An 18,174-nucleotide genomic window follows, 5' to 3' on the forward strand; every position below is an offset into this window, starting at 1 on the left:
TTCGCTCAACGGGTTCATCATGATTCGATTCGATTCGCAGCGCGCCCAGCCTGCTTTGGCCTCTTCACCCGTCCAGCTCGGGGCAGCGCTTTTGCTTCTATTGGGCCTGAGCCTGGGCATGAGCGTGCCGGCGCACAGCAAAACGACGCCTGCCGACCCGGCGCAAAAGCGGCAAAAGACGCAAGGGCAACAGCCTGCCCAAGGTGGCCTCAAAGTAAATCTCGCCAAGGCCGAACTGGTGCGCAGCCTCGGGGGCATCAGCGAGTACCGCCTGCCCAATGGCCTGCAAGTGCTGTTGTTTCCGGATGCATCGAAGCCGACCACCACGGTCAATATCACCTACAAGGTGGGCAGTCGGCATGAAGGCCCGGGCGAAGCCGGTATGGCGCATCTGCTGGAGCATATGTTGTTCAAGGGCTCGCCGGAGTTCAAGGATATTCCGCAGGAATTCAGCCGCCGTGGCATGCGCTTCAACGGCACCACCACCGTCGACCGAACCAATTACTTCAGCAGCTTCAACGCCAGCGACGACACCTTGCAGTTCGCCTTGAATCTGGAAGCCAATCGCATGCTGCGCTCCAGCATCTTGAAGTCTGAGCTCGACAAAGAAATGACGGTGGTGCGCAATGAGCTGGAGATTGGCGAGAACAATCCCGGCCAATTGTTGCAGCAGCGGGTGATGGGCCTGGCCTTTCGTTTTCACCCTTACGGCAAGCCGACCATCGGCACCCGCAGCGATGTCGAGAACGTGCCCATCGAAAAGCTGCAGTCCTTCTATCGCCAGTACTACCAACCCGATAACGCGGTGCTGATGATTGCCGGCCAGATGGACACGGCCAAAACCCTGACCTGGGTTGAGCAAGCGTTTGGCGGGCTGCCCAAGCCCACGCGCACGCTGCGCGAGTCCTACACCGTAGAGCCGCCGCAAGACGGCGAGCGGGCCCTGCAGCTGCGCCGGGTTGGCGGCGCCCCCATGCTGATGGCGCTTTATCACGTGCCGGGCATGGCCCACCCCGACTGTGCGGGCCTGAGCGTGCTGGGGCAATTGCTCGCCCAGCAGCCCAGCGGCAGCCTCTACAAGCAATTGGTGGAGAGCAAACAAGCGGTGGCCGTGTTTGCCGGCGGCTGTGGGGGTTATGACCCCGGTGTGTTCACGGTCGGCGCGGTGCTGCCGCCTGCTGCCGACGCCAGCGCCGTTGAACTGGCGCTGCTCAAAGGCGTGGAAGTGCCGGCCAACACCAGCTTCAAGGCCGAGGATGTGCAGCGCATTGCTGCGCAATATGAACTTGGCTATCGCCAAATCCTGAAATCGCCCGAGGCAGCGGTGGGGCTGCTGTCCGAATCGGTTGCGGCGGGCGATTGGCGCCTGATTTTCAAATTGATCGAAAACGTGCGCACCATCAAGACTGAAGATGTTGCCCGTATCGCTCAGTTGTACCTCCAGCCTGCCAACCGCAGCATGGGCAGCTACACGCCGGTGGAGCAGCCCATCAAAGTCGAGGTGCCGCGGGTCAGCGACCGCAGCGCCGGGTTGGATGATTTGAAAATGGACCAAGTCATCAGTGCGGGCGAAAGCTTCGACCCCACGCCAACGGCCCTGGAAGCCCGCACGCGGCGGCTGGTTATGCCCAGCGGCATCAAGCTGGCCGTGCTGCCCAAAAAGAACCGGGGCGACACCGTCACTGTCAGCATGAACCTGCGTTGGGCGGACGCACGCGGCGTTGCGCTGGCGGAAGAGGCCGGCTGGGTGTCCACCCTGCTGTTCGAAGGCACAGCCAAACACAGCCGCCAAGCGCTGATCGACGAGTCGGTCAAGCTCAAAGGCGGGTTCAATATCAGCGGCGGTGGCCAAGGGGCATCGGTGTCGGTGCAGGCGGAAAAAAGTACGCTGATTCCTCTGCTGGGCCTGGTGGCTGAAGTTTTGCGCGAGCCGACATTTCCCGCCGAGGCTTTTGAGCGCATCAAGGCGCAGTCGCTGGCCAGTTTCGAAGCCGGCGCCAAAGAGCCACAGACGCTGCGCGCCGAACTGACACAGCCCTACTACAACGCCCAGTTGGGCTTGAAGCCCGGCGACCCCGGCTACGCCTTCAGCCGCAGCGAGAATCTGGCTCGCTTGCAAGGCGTCAGTCTTGAGGCCATCAAGGCCTTCTATCAGCGCTATTGGTCAGCCAATGAGATGGAAATTGCGGTCGTCGGCGACCTGCCGGACGGCCTGGACGTTGCACTGGACCGTTTGTTTGGCGACTGGAAAAAGCCCACTGCACCCGCCTATGAACGCTGGCTGGATGAATACAAGGCCGTGGCGCCCGCCCGGTTTGACGCGCAGGCCAAGGACAAGGCCAACGCGATTGTCGAGTTGCGGCAAGAAATTCGCCTCAACAACCGCAGCGCCGACTATCCCCTGCTGGATCTTGCCAACCACATGCTGGGCGGTGGGGCCATGGAATCGCGCCTGGCCAAGCGGGTGCGCCAGACTGAGGGATTGAGCTACGGCATGGGCAGCAGCGTGAACGTGGGGTATTGGGATGACGCCAGCACCTGGAGCATCCATGCCAGCTTCGCCCCCGAAAACCGCGAGCGCTTGCTGGCCGCGACACGCGACGAAATCGCCAAGGTGTTGAAGTCGGGTTTCACGCAGGACGAACTGGACCGGGCTCGCAACGATGTTTTACAAGCCCGCCGGCAGTCCCGCAGCGACGACGGTGCGCTGGCCGGCGCCCTGCTCAATCAGCTGGAAACCCAAACGGCCTGGCAGCGCTTCGAGCAAGGCGACCAGCGCCGCCGCGAAGCGACACTAGAACAAGTCAACGCTGTCTTGCGCAAGTATTTGCTCCCCGAGGCCTGGGTGATCTCAACGGCAGGGGACTTCCTTGCCAAGCCACCGCTGGCAGCCGAGCCAGCCCAGGCAACGACCAAGCCCTGAACGCGATACCGGCAGATTCAGCGGCCTCAGCTGCTTAGGCTGAGGCCGCTCAGGCTTGATGAACCACGCGCTGCGGAAATGGAATTTCCACCCCGATGCGATTGAACAGGCGCAGCAGTTCCAGATTCACCTCGGAGCGGGGCCCGCCTTGCCCGTTGTGCGGGTCTGAGATCCAGAAGTTCAGCGTTAACTCCAGGCTATCGGGCCCGAAATTGCTCAGCAAGACCGAGGGAGCGGGTATCGCCAAGACACGCGGCACGGTCATCGCGGCAGCCACCATCTGAGGCATCAGAGCATCCAGATCGGTGCCGTAGGCCACGCCCACCGAGGTCGACAACAAGACTTGCGGATCAGCCAACGACATGTTCTCCACGCGCTGGGTGATCAACATCTCGTTGGGCAAAATCGCCTCGCGCCCGCTCAAGGCCCGGATCACGGTGTAACGGGTGTTGATGTCACTGATGCGGCCTTCAAAATTGTCGACCTTCACCATGTCGCCAATGCGCAGCGAGCGCTCCGCCAGGATCACGAAGCCCGACACGTAGTTGGAGGCCAGTTTCTGCAAACCGAAGCCGATGCCCACGCCCAGCGCGCCACCCAGCACGCCCAAGGCTGTCAAATCGATGCCCGCAGAGGACAGGGCAATCAACAAGCCGCCCAGCAAAAATACCGCCCGAACTGCGTTGGCGCCGATCTTGCGCAGCGACAGATCCATGGCCTTGCCGCCCAGGATGCGGGCCTCCAGCATGGATGAGATCCACAAGGACACCACCAGCACGATGATGGCGTTGAACAAGCCTTCGATCACATTGCGCAGCGAGATGACGCCCCCACCCATCTTCCAGGTGATGCCGTCGAATTCATTCAGCACAAAAGGCAAAATGCCCGTGACCCACAAGATGGAGCCGCCCCAGGCCAGCCATGACACGGTACGCTCTATGGCCTTGACCATGGTGGACGTCGGAAATGCTGCCCCCAGCACCCGCACCGCCAAGCGGATCACCACCAAAAACACCAACACGGGCACCGCGAGTTTGAAGGCGGCCGGCGACACTCCGATCAAGGGCAAGGAGCGCTTGGCAATCATGACCAACACCAAGGCCAGCACCGGAAACAGCACGCCGTCCACCACGTGACGGCCAAACATCACCGACGCTGCGTGCTGCTCGACACGGCGATAAATCATCCGCACCAGCAGCCAAGACACGCCCAGGCAGGCCAGCAAAACCGCAAAGCCCATCAAGGCCGTGGGCGTCAGCAGGGAGAGAAGCAGCGCCTGGAATTCGCCAAAGTCAAAGACATCGTTATTGTTCATGCGCTCGGTAGAAAAAGCTGCCGAGCCAAGCTTCGGCAGCTGAAAAGCCTCAAGTGTGGCACGGCTGTATTTCTGCCACGGCTACGGCCCCTGCCATCACCACGGCATGGGCCAACACCACGACCACAGCGTCACACACCCGACAGTGCACGCAGGTGCACACCCACACTGCGCGCCAAGGCGCCCAGGTGGTAGCCGCCCTCCAGGCAAGAGACAATGCGCCCCTTGGCGTGGCGTGCCGCCACATCCATGACGCGCAAGGTCAGCCATTCGTAGTCGGCCTCGACGAGGCCCAGTTGCCCGAGGTCGTCCTCCCGGTGGGCATCAAATCCAGCGGAGATGAAAATCATCTGCGGTTTGAAGCGCTCGAGGGCCGGCAGCCACATGGCCTCGACCATTTCGCGCACCTCAAGGCCCTTGGTGTATGCCGGCACAGGCACGTTCACCATGTTCTCGCCCTTGGGCACGGCGCCGTTGTACGGGTACAGCGGGTGCTGAAAAATGCTGACCATCAGCACCCTGTCATCGCCGGCAATGATGTCTTCTGTACCATTGCCGTGGTGCACGTCAAAGTCGACAATGGCCACCCGCTGCAAACCGCGCACGTCCAAGGCGTAGCGCGCGGCGATGGCCACGTTGTTGAAAAAGCAAAATCCCATGCTCTGGTCACGCGTGGCGTGGTGTCCGGGCGGGCGCACGGCGCAAAACGCGTTTTCATGCCGACCGTCCAGCACCAATTGCGTGGCCTCAACCGCCGCACCTGCCGCGCGCAAGGCGGCCGCCCAAGTATGCGGGCAGGCCACGGTGTCGGGATCCATGGCATGGCTGGTACCCGTCGCAGCACAGGTTTGCAGCACCTCAGACACCTCAGCCACATAGCCATGGGTGTGCGCGCGCTCAACGTCCGCCATCTTGACCTCTGGGGCTTCATGGTGCACCAGTGTTTCGCCGATGCCACTGGCAATCAGCCAATCGTCAATGGCGCTCAGGCGCTCGGGACATTCAGGGTGGCCGGGCCCCATGTCGTGCCGGCGGCAGTGGGGGTGGCTCAAGTAGGCTGTGGACATGGGCAAAAAGAAGAAAGAGTCGAGTTCTTCGAGCAATCGACCGGCCGGATTTTTGCTATGGTGCCCGCATGAGTTCAGCACTACGCCAGCACAGCACAACCCTTTTGGCAACGCTGCAGCAGCAGGTTAGCACGATCGTCAAAGGCAAACCGACCCAAATTCGCGACTGTGTTGCGTGCTTGATTGCGGGCGGGCATTTGCTGATTGAGGATCTGCCTGGCGTCGGCAAAACCACCCTCGCCCATGCCCTGGCAATTTCCATGGGTCTTCAATTTTCGCGTTTGCAGTTCACGGCTGACCTGATGCCCTCCGATTTGCTGGGTGTCAGCATCTTTGAAAGCCGCCAAGGGCAATTCGTCTTTCACCCAGGCCCGGTTTTCGCGCAAGTCTTGCTGGCGGATGAGATCAATCGCGCCGGTCCCAAATCCCAGAGCGCGCTGCTGGAAGCCATGGAAGAAAGCCAGGTCAGCGTGGACGGCGTCAGCCATGCGCTGCCGCAGCCATTCTTCGTCATCGCCACCCAAAATCCGAGCGAGCAGCTGGGCACCTATCCCTTGCCAGAGTCGCAGTTGGATCGCTTCCTGATGTGCATTTCGCTGGGCTACCCCGACCGGGCGGCCGAGCGCGAATTGCTGGCCGGCCAAGACAGCCGCGAGGCCTTACGGGCTTTAAAGCCGGTGATGACGCCCACAGATGTTCTGGCTGCCCAGTTGGCCGCAAAGCACATTCACACCGCTCCGGCCCTGCTGGACTATCTGCAGGCCCTGATCCAGGCCAGTCGCTCAGGCCAATGGTTTGTCGATGGCTTGAGCCCGCGTGCCGGCCTGGGCGTGTTGCGCGCCGCCAAGGCGCGGGCCTTGTTAGACGGGCGCGATTTTGTCGCCCCGGAGGACGTGCAAGCCATCCTGCCTCAAACAATCGCCCATCGGCTGCGGCCCAAAGCCGGTGCCGGCCGCGGCGCACGCGAGCAGGTGCGGGCCATGATCGAAGCCGTCGCCCTGCCCTGAATGGGTATGAAATCTGCTCTGCAACGCCGTTGGCGCCACTGGGTGCAGGCCCGCCACCCTTTGAGCGACACCGCCTTGCTGGGGCAGCGCAATATCTACATCATGCCCAGCCCGGCCGGGCTCGCCTTTTGCGCCACGCTGCTGGTGTTGCTGGTGGGGGCCATCAACGACCAGCTGAGCCTGGGTTATTTGCTCACGTTCTTGTTGGGCGGGGCGGGCTTTGCGTCCATGCACCTGACGCACGGAAATTTGCGCGGTTTGAGCTTCGACCTGAAGTCACCCGAACCCGCGTTTGCCGGCGACGACCTTCAGCTCGAAATTCGCGTGCACAACCTCGGGCACGCCCGCTGGGGCATTGGCGTGCAGGTGCAAGGCAGCGCGTTCGAGGACATTGCCTGGGCCGACGTGCCCGCCCAAGGCCACGTCGTGATTCACCTGCGCTGGCCGGCAAGCCGGCGCGGCCATGTGGCGTTGCCGCCGCTGCAGATCACCACGCGCTTTCCCCTGGGTCTGTTCAACGCTTGGAGTGTGTGGCGCCCAGCGGCCCAGGCCTGGATTTATCCGCAGGCTGAAACGCCCACCCCGCCCTTCCCGGCCCACCCCCCAGCCGGCGGCACGCAAACCGACCCCAGCCCTTCAACCCGCGCCGCAAGCGGCCGAGGCCAGGATTTTGAAGGCGTCCGCCCCTACCGCCATGGCGACTCCATGCGTCAGGTGCTGTGGAAGAAGGCGGCGCAGGCGCAGCAAGGCGCACCCGGCCGGGCCCCATCAGGCTGGTGGGTGCGCGACGCCCAAGCCCCGGCCAACGCAGCACTTTGCTTCGACTGGCGAGACACTGCAGGGCTCCCCCTCGAAGCTCGGCTGTCCCGGCTGTGTGCCTGGGTGCTGGCGGCAGAGCGAAGTCAAGCGCCTTATCAGTTGCGCTTAGGAGCCCAAGAATCTACCTTGGGACTGGGGTCGGTGCACCGCCAGCAATGTCTTGAATGGCTGGCCTTGGTGGACGCTGCGCCATGAACCCGGCGCCATCGCCACACACCGCCCGCAAGCCCGAGATAAGCGGGCGACAAATATGGGCCGCTCCCAACCGAGAAGGCCGGGACACGCTGTTCTTGCTGGCCTGCATCACCGCCACGCTGATGCCCCACGCAGGGCATTTGCCGCTGTGGGCGTCCGTGCTCACTGGCGTGATTCTGCTCTGGCGAGCGGTCCTGGCTTGGCAGGGGCGCCCCTTGCCTGGCCGGTGGCTGCTGGTGCTGGTCATGTGCTTGTCAGTCACCTTGACCTGGGTGACGCACCATGGTTTGCTGGGCAGAGAAGCCGGCTTGACCTTATTGACCATGCTGATGGCCCTGAAAACCATGGAGTTGCGCGCCCGGCGAGATGCCTTCGTCGTGTTCTTTCTCGGCTTCTTTCTGGTGCTCACGCAATTCCTGTATTCACAATCACTGCTCATCGCCTTGTGGACCTTGCTGTGCGTCTGGGCCTTGCTGAGTGCCGTTGTGCTGGCGCAAATGCCCGTCGGGCAGCCCACCCTCAAACGGGCTGCAGGCTTGGCCGCCCGCACCACCTTGCTGGGCTTGCCGGTGATGGTGCTGTTGTTTCTGCTCTTTCCCCGCATCGCGCCTTTGTGGGGCGTGCCTGCCGATGCGGTGGGCCGCACCGGCCTGTCCAGTAACCTGGACCTGGGTGCGCTGTCAGAAGTCGCCAACGACGACAGCATCGCCATGCGCCTGCGCTTCCAAGGCCCGCCACCCGCTGCAAAAACGCGTTACTTCCGTGGACAGGTGCTGACGCAATTCGATGGCCGCACTTGGCGCCCCACCGCCGACACCCCTTTCACCCCACCGGTGCAAAAGCCATGGCGCACTGCGGCCGACGCCTTGCGCCTGCACGGCACCGCGCTGAACTACGAGTTGACGCTAGAGCCGCTGCGCATCAATGTGCTGCCGCTGCTTGAAATGAGCCCCGAAGCCGCCGGCAGCGAACTGCGGCTGGAGAGCCTCAGCCTGCGCCGAGCGCCCGAGTTGCAATGGATCGCCCCCCGCCCGATTACCGAACGCCTGCGGCTGAACGCCCAAGCCTATCCCGACTTTCAGCTGGGCCCGCTGGACGCAACGCTGAGCCTGGAGAGCGCCACCGAGTTGCCGCCAGGGCTCAATCCCCGCACCCTGGAATGGGCGGCCGCGCTACGCCAGCAGCCTCGTTTTGCCGGCCTGGATGAGTGGCATCTCGCGCCAGCGCTCATCCAGGCGGTGCTGCAACACATTGCCCAGGGCGGCTTCATCTACACCCTGTCACCGGGCGCCTATGGCCGCGACTCAGCGCATTTGATTGATGAATTCTGGTTCGACCGCAAATTGGGCTTTTGCGAGCACTTTGCCGCGGCCTTCGTGGTGATCATGCGCGCCCAAGGGCTGCCGGCCCGCGTTGTCACCGGCTTTCAAGGCATGGACGCCCAAATGCAGGACGGCTACTGGATTGTCCGCAACAGCCATGCCCACGCCTGGGCCGAGGTGTGGATCAAAGGCCGCGGTTGGCAGCGCGTGGACCCCACAGCCGCCGTCGCGCCCGACCGCATTTTGCAAGGGCTGGCGCTGCAAGCGCCGATGGGTGCGCTCGGCAGCGCCCTGGGCCAGCTGAACCCCGACCTTTGGCAAGGCCTGCATGCATTGCAACAAGGCTGGGAAGCGGTCAACAATCGCTGGCAACAGCAGGTCTTGAACTACTCCCGGCAAAGCCAATTCGATTTGCTCCGCGCAGTGGGGGTGAGCGCGCCCGATTGGTTGGCCCTGGGACAGGTTAGTGCAGCGCTGATCGGACTGCTGACGCTGGCCGGCGGCACGTGGACCCTGTGGCACCAACGACCGCACGACGCGTGGAGCCGCCAACGCGCACAGATCATCAAGGCCCTGCGCCGCTGCGGTGTGGCTGCGCAAGCGCATCAGGGGCCGCGCCAATGGGCCGCACTTTTGCAACAAGCCCATGGTGCGGCCGCTGGGCCCGCGCAGCACTTGCTGCTTGAGTTGGAGCGCAGCCGATACGGCGCGCACGCCCTGGTGCAACACTGGCGGGCGCGGCTGCGATGGCGGCGCGCATTCTGGCAGTCGCTGGCCCCGCTGCGCCATACTGACCATAAGAATTGAATGGACAAGTTCGCTCAGATGCCCCTCCTCACGCCCCCTGCCCGCCGCACCGCACCACAGCTTTTCCAGGACCTGGCTCATGGCTTGACCCAAATGGCCACTTTGACCAGCCTGATTGCCGCGCTCATGGGCGGTGGCTTCGCGGCCGAGGCCGCTGGGGCGACAGCCAAAGCGCACAAGGCTGCCAAAAACAAGTCCGTAAAAAAAGTGCATGACAAGGCGCCGCAGGCTTTTGGCGAACGTGCTGACTTGATGCAATTTGCGGATGAATTCGCCGCCCAGCAGCAATGGGACGAAGCCAGCCGCCTTCGTCTGCGCGAGCAATTGGCCCAAGCCCGCAGTACGCCTATCGTGCAGCGCCTCATCATGCCCGCAGCCGCTGGTCAGGCGAAGGACTGGCAAGCCTACCGCGCACGTTTCGTCGAGCCTCGGCGGCTTCAAGCGGGCCTCAAGTTCTGGGAGCAAAACGCCGATGCGCTCGCCCGCGCTGAAGCCCGTTTTGGCGTACCCGCCGAATTGATTGCAGGCTTGATTGGCGTGGAAACTTTTTACGGCCAGATCACGGGCGGCTTTCGAGTCATCGACGCGCTGGCCACACTGAGCTTCGACTTCCCCACCGGCCGCAGCGATCGCAGCCCCTTCTTCCGCAATGAGCTGGCTGAATTTTTCAAGCTGTGCCACCGCGAGGCGCTCAATCCCGCTGAAATCAAAGGGAGCTTTGCCGGCGCCATGGGCTGGCCGCAGTTCATGCCCGGCAGTTGGAACCGCTATGCCATCGACTTCGACGGTGATGGCCGCGTCGACTTGATCCACAACCCTGCCGATGCCATCGGCAGCGTCGCCAACTATCTGGCTCAACAAGGGTGGCTGCCCGGCCTGCCCACCCATTTCAGTCTGCGCATGCCGGCCGACACCCAGGCCCGCGCCGCCCTGCTGACACCTGACATCAAACCCAGCTTCAGCATCCCCCAACTGCAAGCCCTGGGCGCTGTGCCGTCAGAAGCCGCACTCGACCACCCAGGCCCGCTGGCCGTGATCGAACTGCAAAACGGGACTGCAGCCCCGTCCTACTGGCTGGGCACCGACAACTTCTACGCCCTGACCCGCTACAACTGGTCCAGCTATTACGCCTTTGCGGTAATAGATTTGGGGCGAGCCCTGGCTGAGTTGCGCAAGGCAGCACAACAGTCGGCACCCGCCCGCTAAGGCTCAAAACCCGGCCATTCACCCGCGGGCGGTACCGGTTCCTCCACCCGAGGTTCAGGGCCAAACCGCGTGCTGCGGGTTGGCGCCTGCCATTGCCAGTAATGTGGAGCCAGAGCGCGTTGGCACAGGCCAGGGCTTGGGTCTTGGCTGCGCCATTGCCAAGCGCCGCAACTCGGTGAGTCGAACACCTGGATGCCTTGCGCCTGATAGCGAGACAGCACACTGGGCGCGGGGTGGCCGAAGCGGTTGAGATAGCCCGCTTGCACCACCGCCCATTGCGGGGCCACGGCGGCCAGAAAGGCGGCGGACGACGAAGTTTTGCTGCCGTGGTGCGGCACCAAAAGCATCTGGCTGCGAAGCGGGGCGCGCAGTTGCCCGGCAGCCAGTTGCGCCAGCAACGCTGATTCTTGTGGTGCCTCCAAGTCGCCAGCCAGCAAGGCGCTCGCGCCACTGGCGCTGCGCACGTGCAGCACACAAGACATGGCATTGCTTTTCAGGCCTTGCTCGTAGTGCGCCGGGCGCGGATGCAGCAACTCGAACTGAACGCCGTCCCAACTCCAGTGCTGCCCTTGTTCACAGCGGCGCAAATGCACGCCACGGCGGTGCGCGTCCGCAAGCAGTGCGTTGGAGGGCTCGAGCGAACTGTGCAACACCTCAACGGGCAAGCCCGCCATGAGCGAACCGGCGCCACCGACATGGTCGCTGTCGCGATGACTGAGCATCAGCACATCCAGGCGATTCACCCCCAAGGCGTGGAGCAAAGGCAGCAGCACGCGGTCGCCCGCATCGATGCCCGGCGCAAGTTGAGGGCCGGTGTCGAACAAAAGCTGATGGTGAGCGGTGCGCACCAGCACCGCATTGCCCTGGCCGATATCGGCAGCCATGATTTCAAATTCACCGGCTTGCGGCTGCCAAGGCGCGGGCCACAGCAAAGGCAGCGCCAGGGGCAGGCCCAGCAAGCGCAATTGCCAAGGCAGCGGCATCACGCACAAGGCCCCGCCCAGCAGGCCGGCAAGCTGTGCCCAGACCGGCGCCACAGCCAGGCTCCACACGGCCCAGGGCCAAGCCGCCAAGGCATGCAAATAGGCCATCAAGGCGCTCACAGCCCAATCTGCGGGCACCCAAAGCACAGGCGTGAGCGCACCCGCCAGCGCCAGGGGCGCAACGACAAAGCTGACCAGCGGAATGGCGATCAAATTGGCCAGCAAGCCCACCACCGAAATTTGCTGAAAAAACACCAGGCTGAGTGGCGCCAGCCCCAGTGTGGCCACCCATTGGCTCTGCAGCCCCGCCTTGATGTGGCCACGCCAACCCGGCACGGGCGCCTGGGCGCCGCCTCCACTGGCCATCAACAGCCCCACCGCCATGAATGACAGCCAAAAGCCGGCCTGGCACAGCGCCCAAGGGTCAATGGCGGTGACGATGACGGCGGCCAGCAACAAACTCAAAGGCCAGGGCCAACGCACCCCCAGGCTGCGCAACAAGGCCAGGCTCGCCAGCATCCACACGGTGCGCTGTGCAGGCACACCCCAGCCCGAAAACAAGGCGTAAGCGCCGGCAGCCATCACCCCGGCCCAGCGTGCGGCGCTAACCGCAGGCAAAACCAAACACGCCCGCCCGCTGCGCCGCCAAAGCCATGCGACAAGGCCTTGCATGCCCCAGGCGAACATCGTCACGTGAAGCCCACTGACAGAAAGCAAATGCGCCACGCCGGTGAGGCGAAACACCGCCCAGTCGTCTTTGCTGATGGCCGCCTGATCGCCCAGGCTCAACGCTGCAAGAATGCCCGCATGTGCGGGTTGATTCACCCGCTCATACAAAGCATCACGCAGGTGCTGCCGCCATGCATCGATGGATGTCCAGGGCGCCGCCGCCAAGCGTTGGGGGGCTGGCAGCGCTTGCGACCGCACGGTGCCGGTGGCCCGCACCCCTTGCTCGAACAACCACAACTCAGCATCAAACCCAAAGGGATTGACCAAACCATGGGCCTGCTTCAGGCGGAGCTGCAGTTGCCAGCGCTCGCCGACCATCAGCTTCGGCGGCGCCTCCTCGGCTTGAACGTACCAAGACAGCAAGATATGGGGCGGTACCCAGCGGGACAGGTCCTCGCCGGTCTGCGCGTCATGTGCCGAATCGATCTCAAACTCGAAGCGCAGGCCGCCTGCTCCTGTCATCCCTTGCAACACCGTAGGCAATGAGGCCACTTGCCCCTGCACCCGTACATCACGCCCCTCCCAGGCAGGCGGCAGGGATTGATCCAGCCGACTATGAGCCCGCCATGCCCCCTGCGCGAAAGACAGCCCACCCAGAGCAAGGCACAGACAAAGCAGCAGCCCGTGCGTCCAGACGCCAGGAGGAGACTTTCGCAAGCCCAGCAGAGAACCCAGCAGAAGCACACCGCCCAAGCCCGACAGCACCATGGTCAGGCACCATCCGGGCAGCGCCGGCAATTGCTGCAACACCGCCAAGCCGACCAAGCAAGCCAGGGCAGGCGCCGCAATATGCAGCGCAGAGAAATGCAGGCGGGCGGGCGGGGTAGAAGGCGGGATAGAAGGCGGGGTTCGGCCAACCGTCATCGGGACTCATTCATCATTCGGCAAGGCATGGCGCCGCAGAGTGGATTGCAGGGTGAACAATGGGTGAGCACCCCTCGGGCACTTCGGCTCGGTGTAGGATGCCCGCAAGCCTTCCATATTGCCCAAAGAAGCGCCCTGTGCGCATCGCGCCACGTCCCCAAAACCCGTTTTGGGTGCCGAGTATTTCCCCGTCTTTTACTTGGCGCTACCGCCCATTTCAATCGTTCAACCAGACCCCATGAGCACCATGTCCAGCACCCCAACCTCCGTTTACGACCAACTGAACGCCCTGGGCATCACCCTGCCGCCGCTGGCCGTGCCCGCAGCCGCCTATGTGCCCTTTGTGCGAACCGGCAATTTGATCTTCATCTCCGGCCACATCGCCAAGAAAGACGGTAAAGCCTGGGTCGGCCAACTGGGCCGCGATGTGGACACCGCCACGGGCCGCGCCGCCGCCCGCGCCATCGGCATCGACCTGCTAGGCACGCTGCACGCTGCCGTGGGCGACCTGAACAAGGTGACACGCATTGTGAAGTTGATGAGCCTGGTCAACAGCACCGCTGAGTTCACTGAGCAGCACCTCGTGACCAACGGCTGTTCGGAGTTGATTGGCGAGGTGTTCGGGCCGGTCAAGGGCGCGCACGCCCGCAGTGCATTCGGAGTGGCGCAAATTCCCTTGGGCGCCTGCGTTGAAATCGAGATGATTGTTGAAGTCGAGGCTTGAGCACCCAAACAATGTTTCTCAAAGCCTCCCCAATGCCAGCGCGCACGCTGGCCGCTGTCTGCCTGATCAGTCTCGCCGCCTTGGCCGCGGCCTTGGTCGCCCAGCACGGGTTTGGCGTCAAACCCTGCCCTTGGTGCGTGATGCAGCGGGGCATCTTCATGCTGATCGCCGGGGTGGCGGGCCTCGGGTGGCTGCTGCGCACGCAGCGCCCAGCGCGCCAGGTCGCCTTGCTGCTGGTGTTGGCGCTGAGCCTCGCGGGCGTGGCGTCCGCCTGGTTTCAGCACGAAGTTGCAGCCGCGCTGGCGTCCTGCGACATGACGCTGGCCGATCGCATCCTGACCGCACTGGACCTCGAATCGCGGCTGCCCTCGGTCTTCATGGTCACGGCGTCGTGCGCGCAGGCGGCGGCCTACCGTCTGCTGGGCTTACCCTATGAAGTCTGGAGCGGGCTGCTGTATGCCGCTTTCAGCATCGCCAGCATGATTGCAATGCGCAAGCGCTGATGCGCGTCAAGGCGCCAGGCAAAAGGCCGGGCTAATCTCGCAGGATTGAGTCCTTGGAGCGCCTGCATGACCTCGCCCTGCCCTACCGCCAAGCTGGAAGCCAGCCCAGAACCCCGCACGCCTGCTCGGCACCCGCCCGAGGTGTTGGTCATCGGCGCCGGCCCCGTCGGCCTCAGCATGGCATGCGCGCTGGCTGATGCAGGGATCACCAGCGAAGTGCTGGAGGCATCGCCACTGCAAAGCCTCAGCGACCCAGTTGAAGATGGGCGAGAAATCGCCCTGACGCATCGAGGCGTTGGCCTGCTGCAAACCTTGGGCCAGTGGCAAGATCTGCCCGCCGATGAAATTTCACCGCTGCGTGAAGCGTTTGTCTTCAACGGCCTGAGCCGCGCCGCACCAAGTGCTGCTGCGCCGGGTTCGCCCTCCTTGTTTGCGGCCTCGCTCGAATTCAATGCCGAAGGCTCCGGGCGAGATCACTTGGGGCAACTGGTGGCCAACCATCACTTGCGGCGCATTGCGTTCCAAGGAGCGCAAAAACGGGGCGACATGATCCGCATCCGCCCCGATGCCAAAGTCACCGGCCTCAGGTTGGAGGAGCAAAGCGCCAGCGTCAACCTGGCCAATGGCGAGACCCTCAGCGCCCCCCTGTTGATTGCGGCAGACAGCCGGTTTTCTTCCACGCGCCGCTGGGCGGGCATTGGCGCCGAGATGCGCGACTTTGGCCGCAGCGTCATCGTCTGCCGGCTGCAACACAGTCTGCCCAACCAGGGCCGCGCGCTGGAATGTTTTCACTACGGCCACACCCTCGCGCTTCTGCCCTTGAATGGCCATCGCAGCTCCCTTGTTCTGACCCTGCGCGCCGACCATGCCACCGATATGCTGGGCTGGAGCGAAGCGCGCTTCATGCAATGGGTGAGCGAGCAAGTGCAGGGTCGCTTGGGTGAATTGAGCCTTGCTGGGCCGCGCCACTTCTACCCCTTGGTGGCCACCTACGCACACCGGTTCGCCAGCCAGCGACTAGCTCTGATTGGGGACGCCGCCGTGGGCATGCACCCCGTCACGGCGCATGGCTACAACTTCGGGCTCTACGGCGTTGAGACGCTGGCGCATATTTTGAGTACCTCGAAAAAAGCGGGCCGAGACCTCGGCGATGCTGCCGGGCTGCAGCGTTATGCCGATCTGCACCGACGCCAGACCTGGCCCATTTACCAAGGCACCAATGCCGTGGTGAAACTGTTCACCAACGACCGGCCTGCCGCACGGGTGCTGCGCCGCGGCGTGCTCCAGGTTGCCCAACATCTGCCCCCCTTGAAGGCTGCCATCACCGCGCAACTCACCGGACGCAAACCACCCCTGCCGCCGCTGTTGCGCCAATTGATGCAACTGCGCGGTAACTTCTAAGCAGAATCAGCAGCCCTCGGTGAGCAGCCCTCGGTGTTGTGTTGCACTAGTGGCCTTGAACCGTGCCGTCGCGCCGCGGGTCGGCGGCGCCAAACCAACCTGACCCTTGGCGCTCGATCGCCTGGATGCCACTGCTCAGATCCGTCTGAATCACACGGTGCCCACGGGCCTGCAGAGCCTCCACCGTGGCAACAGGAAACATACCCTGCTCCAGCAGCAAAGGCCCGTTGAAAGCCCCGAAATTCGGCAAGGCCACCGCCTTTTGAAGGTTCATGCCCCAGTCGTGTGTGGCCAATAGCGTCTTGGCCACATAGTGAATGATGGCCGGCCCGCCGGGTGCACCCAGGGTCATCAACAGCGGTCCCCGCGCGAGCGGCCCCTGCCCTGGCTCAAACACCAGCGTCGGGCTCATGCTGGAGCGCGGCCTTTTGCCGGGCTCCACACGGTTGGCAACCGGGCGCCCCTGCGCATCGCGTGGGTTGAGCGCAAAGTCTGTCAGTTGGTTGTTCAGCAAAAAACCGCCGGGCAGCCCGGTGCCGCCGTCACTCATGATGCGCGAGCCAAAGCCTGCCTCGATGGAGGTGGTCATCGCCAGCGCGTGGCCTCGCCCGTCGACGATGCTGAGATGGCTCGTGCCATGCTCGGGCTGTGCCGCCTGGGGCGCCCAACTCATGCGCGGCGACTGGGCGGGCGCCGGCTGCCCGGCATGGGCCGCGCCCAGGCTGCGCGGGCCGATCAGGCTCATGCGCTCATTCAAATATGCCGAGGCCAACAAATGGCGCCAGTCGCCGCCCGGAGCGGGCACAAAATCTGGGTCCGCAATGTACTGCGCCCGGTCCGCGAAGGCCAGATTGGACACCTCGGCATAACGGTGCAACCACGCGGCACCGGGAATCCCCTGCGACAAAGCCTGCGCCGCGTCCTGCTCAGGCAGCATGCCGAGAATCTGCATCAACGTCAGTTGCCCGGAGGACGGCGGCGGAAAGCCGCAAACCTGCCACGCACCGTTTCCGTTTCCGCTCACGGCATGGGATGCCAAGCGCCATTCCACACACAGCGGTTGGCGAAAACGCGGTTGGTAAGCCGCCAGATCCGCCTCGCTCAACAGCCCCGGGTTGAAAGCATGGCCACGCACGCGGTGAACGATGTCTTGCGCCACCCGGCCTGTCAAAAAAGCATCGGCGCCGCCCTGGGCCACTTGCCGGTACACGGTGGCCAAGGCGGGGTTGCGCATCACATGCCCGGCAGGCCAAGGTTTGTGCTGCGCATCAAAAAAGTAGGTCCCGGCCTGCGGGTCTTGCTGCAGAAAACGCTCGTCGGTCAACAATTTCGCACTGCGCGCAGTCAGTGGATAGCCCTGCTCGCACAAACGAATGGCCGGTTCGAACAAGCGGGCCCAAGGCAGGCTTCCAAAGCGCGCATGAGCTTGCTCCAGCATGCGCAAAAGGCCAGGCGTGCCCACCGAGCGGCCGCCCACTACCGCTTGTGCATACGACATCGGCTGGCCCGTTGGCAGCACAAACAAGCGCTCATCCGCACCTGCAGGCGCGGTTTCACGCCCGTCAACAGCGCTCAGGCTACTGCCATCCCAATACATCAAGAAGGCACCGCCACCGATGCCGCTGGACTGTGGCTCCACCAGGCCCAGCACCAACTGCGCAGCGATGCCCGCGTCCATGGCCGTGCCGCCGGCGTCCAACATCTCAAGCCCGGCAGCCGCCGCCAGCGGGTGTGCGGCAGCCACCGCTTGCCGCGCGAAATACCAGCCCGGCTTGTCTTGCCAATCACTGGCTGCCTCCGGCTGTTGCAGGGGCGGAGCAGCCGCCGAGACGCTGGTCTGGCCTTCAGGGCTCAGTCCTTCGCCTTGTTGTGACACGGCACAGCCCAGAATCAACGGAGCCATGGCCATGGCCAACTTGCGACCTAAGCACCAGGGCGCCCGTTGATGATGAGATAAAAACAGATCCAATGACAGCATGACCGTGTGCCTCCCCGCATAGGCGGCCGAGTGTGCCTGAGATTGGCTGAGCCCCAGCCACCCCGATTCACCTTGGTCCGACGCCTTGCGTCAAAGCAAGGCAGCACAAACCGAGCACCCGCAATTTACAAATAAGCTCGCCAGCTCAATCGCCACCATTTGTCACCACCCGACAGCAAGCCACGCATTTCAAGCGCCGGCCCCTATCAACCCGTCCCCTAAAGCCGGGACAAACGCCCTCAAACACCCCACATCCCCCCAAGTTGACGCGCACCTGAGCGCTGTGTCGCCTTGACCGGCTCCGCTTAGCTCTCTACGGTCATTGTTCGAC

Annotated in this window: 12 protein-coding genes; 8 read left to right on the forward strand and 4 right to left on the reverse strand. The window is 63.7% G+C overall.

The window, feature by feature from the left end:
• Nucleotides 1-19: 19 nt before the first annotated feature.
• Complete coding sequence (locus PRZ01_RS17455; protein ID WP_273598114.1) at nucleotides 20-2,923, forward strand: M16 family metallopeptidase; 2,904 nt, start codon at nucleotides 20-22, stop codon at nucleotides 2,921-2,923.
• A 49-nt stretch (nucleotides 2,924-2,972) separates the two neighbouring features.
• Here the strand turns inward: PRZ01_RS17455 and PRZ01_RS17460 are convergent, their stop codons facing one another.
• Nucleotides 2,973-4,238, reverse strand: a complete 1,266-nt coding sequence (locus PRZ01_RS17460) for a mechanosensitive ion channel family protein (RefSeq protein WP_273598115.1) — start codon at nucleotides 4,236-4,238, stop codon at nucleotides 2,973-2,975.
• A gap of 131 nt (nucleotides 4,239-4,369) precedes the next feature.
• Nucleotides 4,370-5,305 (reverse strand): histone deacetylase family protein, encoded by a 936-nt coding sequence (locus PRZ01_RS17465; protein ID WP_273598116.1) that lies wholly within the window; start codon nucleotides 5,303-5,305, stop codon nucleotides 4,370-4,372.
• Nucleotides 5,306-5,373: 68 nt separating this feature from the next.
• On the opposite strand from PRZ01_RS17465, the gene PRZ01_RS17470 reads away from it, so the two are divergent.
• Genes PRZ01_RS17470 through mltB form a run of 4 tightly spaced genes read left to right on the forward strand, consistent with a single transcriptional unit; the run spans nucleotide 5,374 to nucleotide 10,661 of the window.
• Nucleotides 5,374-6,312 carry an AAA family ATPase gene (locus tag PRZ01_RS17470; RefSeq protein ID WP_273598117.1) on the forward strand — a complete coding sequence of 313 codons (939 nt, stop codon included), beginning with the start codon at nucleotides 5,374-5,376 and terminating at the stop codon, nucleotides 6,310-6,312.
• A gap of 6 nt (nucleotides 6,313-6,318) precedes the next feature.
• Nucleotides 6,319-7,326: a DUF58 domain-containing protein gene (locus PRZ01_RS17475; protein ID WP_273598118.1), complete on the forward strand. Its 1,008-nt coding sequence runs from the start codon at nucleotides 6,319-6,321 to the stop codon at nucleotides 7,324-7,326.
• Complete coding sequence (locus PRZ01_RS17480) at nucleotides 7,323-9,455, forward strand: transglutaminase family protein (RefSeq protein ID WP_273598119.1); 2,133 nt, start codon at nucleotides 7,323-7,325, stop codon at nucleotides 9,453-9,455. The genes PRZ01_RS17475 and PRZ01_RS17480 overlap by 4 nt, the downstream gene beginning before the upstream one ends.
• The gene (gene mltB, locus PRZ01_RS17485; RefSeq protein ID WP_273598120.1) at nucleotides 9,456-10,661 is read left to right on the forward strand and encodes a lytic murein transglycosylase B; all 1,206 of its coding nucleotides are present in this window, start codon (nucleotides 9,456-9,458) and stop codon (nucleotides 10,659-10,661) included.
• On the opposite strand, the gene PRZ01_RS17490 is transcribed toward mltB, so the two are convergent.
• Entirely contained in the window at nucleotides 10,658-13,237 is a 2,580-nt protein-coding gene (locus tag PRZ01_RS17490; RefSeq protein ID WP_273598121.1) for a DNA internalization-related competence protein ComEC/Rec2, read from the reverse strand. The two genes, mltB and PRZ01_RS17490, sit on opposite strands and share 4 nt — an antisense overlap.
• Nucleotides 13,238-13,484: 247 nt before the next feature.
• On the opposite strand from PRZ01_RS17490, the gene PRZ01_RS17495 reads away from it, so the two are divergent.
• The 3 genes from PRZ01_RS17495 to ubiM all read left to right on the forward strand — a co-directional run bounded on the left by PRZ01_RS17495 (nucleotide 13,485) and on the right by ubiM (nucleotide 15,865).
• On the forward strand, nucleotides 13,485-13,961 hold the full coding sequence (locus tag PRZ01_RS17495) for a RidA family protein (RefSeq protein WP_273598122.1): 477 nt from the start codon (nucleotides 13,485-13,487) through the stop codon (nucleotides 13,959-13,961).
• Entirely contained in the window at nucleotides 13,958-14,464 is a 507-nt protein-coding gene (locus PRZ01_RS17500; RefSeq protein WP_273598123.1) for a disulfide bond formation protein B, read from the forward strand. Before PRZ01_RS17495 ends, PRZ01_RS17500 begins: the two co-directional genes overlap by 4 nt.
• A gap of 66 nt (nucleotides 14,465-14,530) precedes the next feature.
• The gene (ubiM, locus tag PRZ01_RS17505) at nucleotides 14,531-15,865 is read left to right on the forward strand and encodes a 5-demethoxyubiquinol-8 5-hydroxylase UbiM (RefSeq protein WP_273598124.1); all 1,335 of its coding nucleotides are present in this window, start codon (nucleotides 14,531-14,533) and stop codon (nucleotides 15,863-15,865) included.
• A 46-nt stretch (nucleotides 15,866-15,911) separates the two neighbouring features.
• On the opposite strand, the gene PRZ01_RS17510 is transcribed toward ubiM, so the two are convergent.
• Nucleotides 15,912-17,768 (reverse strand): gamma-glutamyltransferase family protein, encoded by a 1,857-nt coding sequence (locus PRZ01_RS17510; protein WP_273598125.1) that lies wholly within the window; start codon nucleotides 17,766-17,768, stop codon nucleotides 15,912-15,914.
• Nucleotides 17,769-18,174: the final 406 nt, after the last annotated feature.

This window comes from Roseateles koreensis (assembly GCF_028595305.1).
GTDB lineage: Bacteria > Pseudomonadota > Gammaproteobacteria > Burkholderiales > Burkholderiaceae_C > Paucibacter_A > Paucibacter_A koreensis.